The sequence below is a fragment of the Pseudomonas sp. K5002 genome (genome assembly GCF_013386655.1).
In the GTDB taxonomy this organism is placed as follows: domain Bacteria; phylum Pseudomonadota; class Gammaproteobacteria; order Pseudomonadales; family Pseudomonadaceae; genus Aquipseudomonas.
In genome coordinates this window covers 1-3,591 of the sequence record NZ_JACARK010001106.1, presented here as the reverse complement: position 1 = coordinate 3,591, position 3,591 = coordinate 1, and the positions used below count along the sequence as shown (strand labels likewise).

Here is a 3,591-nt window from a genome sequence, read left to right as displayed (position 1 = left end):
GGCCTATGGCGGGGTGATCGCCGACCCCGAGCTGCGCAACCTCATGGGCATTCGCAGCCTGGCCACGGCCGCCACCCGCGAGGCGAATGTGATGGCCTACAACGATGTGTTCATGCTGATCGCGATCATCGCCATACTCACCATGATCTGGATCTTTATCCGCAGCCTCTGGCTGATGAGTACCACTAAAGCTGCCGCCAGTGCAGCGCCTCCCGTTCAACCCAGCGGCGCACTTTCTTCATGACCGAACCGACGACGACCACCACCAACGCCATCGCTTCCACGCCGGAAGGCACCGCGCCGCCGAGCATGCCGGCCACCGAACCGCGCTCCTTGCGGGTGCGCATCATCTCTTCCATGGGCTTTGCCGCGATTGCGATTATCGGCGTGCTGATCGTGCTCTACGCCTGGCAGTTGCCGCCCTTCAGCAGCGCCGTGGAAACCACCGAAAACGCCCTGGTGCGCGGCCAGGTGACGATCATCGGGCCGCAGCTCAGCGGCTACGTGTATGAAGTGCCGGTGACGGACTTCCAGTACGTCAAGGCCGGGGATTTGCTGGTGCGCCTCGATGACCGTATCTACAAGCAGCGCCTTGATCAGGCCCAGGCGCAACTGGCGGTGCAGCAGGCGTCCCTGGCCAATGTGGTGCAGCAACGCAACAGCGCCGAGGCGACCATCAAGCTGCGTCAGGCGGCCTTGATGGACAGCCAGGCCCAGGCCCGCAAAAGCACCGCGGATTTGCGCCGCAATGAGGAGTTGATCAGCGATGGGTCGGTGTCCAAACGCGAGCTGGACGTGACCCGCGCCGCCAATGCGCAAACCATTGCGGCCGTGGCCCAGGCCCAGGCCAACCTGGAAATCGCCCGGCAGGATTTGCAGACAGTGATCGTCAATCGCGGTTCGCTGGAGGCGGCGGTGGCCAGTGCCGATGCGGCAGTGGAGCTGGCGCGTATCGACCTGTCGAACACCCGGATCATCGCCCCGCGTGACGGGCAACTGGGCCAGATTGGCGTGCGCCTCGGGGCCTACGTCAACAGCGGCGCGCAGTTGATGGCGCTGGTGCCGAACCAGCTGTGGGTGATCGCCAACATGAAAGAAACCCAGATGGACAACGTGCAGGTTGGCCAGCCGGTGACCTTTACCGTGGATGCCCTGGACCACCGCAAGTTTCACGGCACGGTGCAGCGCATTTCCCCGGCGACCGGGTCGGAGTTCAGCCTGTTGCAGGCGGACAATGCTACCGGTAACTTCGTCAAGATCGCCCAGCGGGTGCCGGTGCGGATTACCGTGGATCCGGGGCAGGAGCAGAGTGAACGGCTGCGACCGGGGTTATCGGTGGTGGTGAGTATCGACACGGCGGGGCGCCTGAAAAACACCCCTCCCTAAGACACAATGGAGATCAAAAATGTGGGAGCGGGCTTGCTCGCGAATGCGGAGTGTCAGTCGCAGATGTGTTGACTGATCCACCGCATTCGCGAGCAAGCCCGCTCCCACATGGGTTTTGTGTTGTTAGAGGGTTTTGTATTGCAGGCTGAAACTGAGTTCTGCCGACTGGCCTTGTTCCAACAGCTTCAACCCCGGCCTGCCCGGCAGGTGATGGGCATTCACTGGATGGCTCACCGGCTCGAAGCAGAAAAAATCCAGCCCCGGCGGGCAATACAGCAGGTAATAGTCGCTGCCGGTGGCCTGGCATTCCAGGGTGTAACCCAGGTCTGGCTGCTGGATGACGCAGCGCCCATCCCACGGGCAAAAACCGTTGTCCACCAGTGTCTCGGGCAACGATTCTGGGTGTTGAAAATCCCACTCGGCGGGTACGGCAGCCAGCCCTGTCGGTAATTTCGCCGCATCACTCATCCATACCTGCGAAGCCTTTGCCTGCAATTGCGTGCCCGGCCTGCGGGGCAGATACGGATGCAATCCCAGCCCATGCCACGTCGCCGTTTCCGCCAGGTGCGTGACGCGCAAGGTGATGCTCAACTTGCCGCCCTTCAACTGAACCCGCTGCTCGGCGCGATACGCAAAGGGTGTGCTGCTGTCCAGTTGCAACACCACTTCGTCTGACGTCTGGCTGACCACCTGCCACACCTGTTGCCAGGCACTGCCATGAATTGGCAGCGGGTCCAGCGGGCTGTTGGGCTCAAGTCCCAACCACCCTGATGGGTTATCAAAGCCACCTTCGGCAACCCGGTTCGACCAGGGCGCCAGCGGGAAGCACGCAAGCTTCCCCGGCAGGCCGCTGGCCAGCGCCTGTCGATCGGTGTGGCGTAGCAACGGCTGGCCGCTGCTGCGTACTGTCCAGTTGACGATACTCCCGCCCAACGCTGGCGCCAGCGTCAGGTGGGTCAGGTTGTCTTCGAGTTCAAGCATCATGAGTGTCAGCAGACCTATTGAATGATGAATGCTTGTGTGGCGAGGGAGCTTGCTCCCTATGGGCTGCGGAGCGGCCCCAAAAAAAGCGGGAGCGCTTCGCACTCCAGCGGGAGCAAGCTCCCTCGCCACAGAAAGCTCCCTCGCCACAGCAGCTCCCTCTCCACAATAGCTCCCTCGCTACACGCAGTGTGGGGCTTATAACACCAGCCCGGGCAACCACAACGACAACGCCGGAATGTAGGTCACGGCCATCAGCACCAAAAACAGCACGCCATAAAACGGCAGCAACGCCTTCACGGTCTTCTCGATGCTGACTTTGCCCACCGCCGCCCCCACAAACAACACCGCACCCACCGGCGGGGTGATCAGGCCGATCCCCAGGTTCACCAGCATGATCATGCCGAAGTGCACCGGGTCGACGCCAATCCCCAGGATCACCGGCAGCAAAATCGGCGTGAGGATCAAAATCAGCGGCGCCATGTCCATCACCGTGCCCAGCAACAGCAGCATGGCGTTGATGCACATCAGGATCACGTAGCGGTTGTCCGACAGGGTCAGGAACATCGTGGTGATCTTCGCCGGGATCTGCATCAGGGTCATGATGTAGCCGAAGCTGGCAGCGAACGCGATCAGGATCATCACGATGGAGATCGTGCGCACCGTGCGGTGCATCAGCTTGGGCAGCTCGCTCCATTTGTAGTCGCGGTAGATGAACATGGTCACGAAGAACGCCCACAACACCGCAATCGCCGCCGACTCGGTGGCGGTGAAGATGCCCGACAGAATCCCGCCAAGAATGATCACCATGGCCATCAGGCCCCACAGTGCATCGGCGCAGATTTTCAGTGCCTGTTTCAGGGGGATCACTTCGCCTTTGGGGTAGTTGCGCTTTTTCGCGAAGATCAGGCACAGCACCATCAGGCAGGCGCTCATCAGCAGGCCCGGGACCACGCCGGCCATGAACAGCGAGGCGATGGACACGGTGCCGCCCGCCGCCAGGGAGTAGAGCACCGAGTTGTGGCTGGGAGGCGTCAGCAAGGCTTGTACCGAGCCGCTCACGGTGACGGCGGTGGCGAATTCACGGGGATAGCCCTGGCGTTCCATTTCCGGAATCAGCACCGAACCGACAGACGCCGTATCGGCCACCGACGAGCCGGAGATCGCGCCAAAAAACGTCGAGGCCATGATGTTCACCAGGGACAGGCCGCCGCGCACAAAGCC

General features: G+C 62.0%; 3 protein-coding genes and 1 pseudogene. 2 read left to right on the top strand and 2 right to left on the bottom strand.

Translation table 11 applies throughout. The features are described from left to right. Both HX846_RS33730 and HX846_RS33725 read left to right on the top strand, forming a co-directional pair. Window positions 1-244, top strand: a pseudogene (locus tag HX846_RS33730) (MFS transporter); the annotation flags it as partial. Then, on the top strand, window positions 241-1,386 hold the full coding sequence (locus HX846_RS33725; protein ID WP_003207807.1) for an HlyD family secretion protein: 1,146 nt from the start codon (window positions 241-243) through the stop codon (window positions 1,384-1,386). The pseudogene HX846_RS33730 and the gene HX846_RS33725, both read left to right, overlap by 4 nt. 123 nt (window positions 1,387-1,509) lie before the next feature. Here HX846_RS33725 and HX846_RS33720 read toward each other — a convergent pair whose 3' ends face one another. Together HX846_RS33720 and HX846_RS33715 are read right to left on the bottom strand one after the other, a co-directional pair. Then, the gene (locus HX846_RS33720; RefSeq protein WP_177036792.1) at window positions 1,510-2,370 is read right to left on the bottom strand and encodes an aldose 1-epimerase; all 861 of its coding nucleotides are present in this window, start codon (window positions 2,368-2,370) and stop codon (window positions 1,510-1,512) included. Window positions 2,371-2,565: 195 nt separating this feature from the next. Next, window positions 2,566-3,591, bottom strand: a 1,026-nt coding sequence (locus HX846_RS33715) for a TRAP transporter large permease (protein ID WP_178967099.1), incomplete at its 5' end; no start/stop codon positions are given.